This window comes from Rhodoplanes sp. SY1 (genome assembly GCF_046000175.1).
Taxonomy (GTDB): domain Bacteria; phylum Pseudomonadota; class Alphaproteobacteria; order Rhizobiales; family Xanthobacteraceae; genus Rhodoplanes.
In genome coordinates this window covers 1-729 of sequence record NZ_JBEOMB010000503.1, presented here as the reverse complement: position 1 = coordinate 729, position 729 = coordinate 1, and the positions used below count along the sequence as shown (strand labels likewise).

1 protein-coding gene is annotated in these 729 nt (G+C 60.5%); it reads left to right on the top strand.

All coding sequences use genetic code 11. The features are described 5' to 3' along the window. Window positions 1-14 precede the first annotated feature (14 nt). Window positions 15-729, top strand: a 715-nt coding sequence (locus ABTU92_RS30620; RefSeq protein WP_408095286.1) for a hypothetical protein, incomplete at its 3' end; no start/stop codon positions are given.

Sequence of the window (729 nt, the reverse complement as noted above, 5' to 3'; positions counted from 1 at the left end):
GCGCTTATTCGTACTTGCCGCTGTATTCGCTCTTCAAGCTGTTCGAGCTCGCGACGTTCGTCGCTCTCGCCATCGCGGTCTTCTGGAACATGAAGAGCGTCGGGCAGTACATCGCGTTCTTCACGTTGTGGATCATCGCCTATTGGGCGCTCAAGCTTCCGGAGATCGCCGCGAACGTGTCACAACTCTGGCTTTTCTCCGCGATGAAGGACAATGTCCTGCCGACGATCAGCGCATTCAACATCATCTTCCTGTTCGGCTGTGCCCGGGGGTGGCATGACGTCGGGTGGCATGTCGTCGTGTGGCATGTCGTCGTGTTGTTCGGCGTGGCGCTCTTGGCCTTCATCCTGGCCGGCTCCGCGTCGTCGACCGCGGCTCTGCTGTCGTGCCTCTGCGTCCCGCTGATCGTCGGGAGGAGCTTGGCGATCCGGGTCCTGGGCTCGCTGATGCTCGCGGCGCTGCTCACCTTCGATGTCGTGTTCCTCATCGCACCGGCACAGTTCCCCGAGATCATCGATCTGGTGAGCCATATGCTCGGAAAACCGGTCGACGAGCTGGCGAACACCACCGGACGGTTGTCGATCTGGGCGATGCTGTGGGAAGGCTCGGCCGACGAGTACTTCGGCAAAGGCTTCGGGATGGAGCGGTTCGTTCAACTGCTCGTCGATCCCGAGGTCGTCGCGTATCATATCGGCGACCTTGCGTTCAATCTCAACTCGGCACACAACA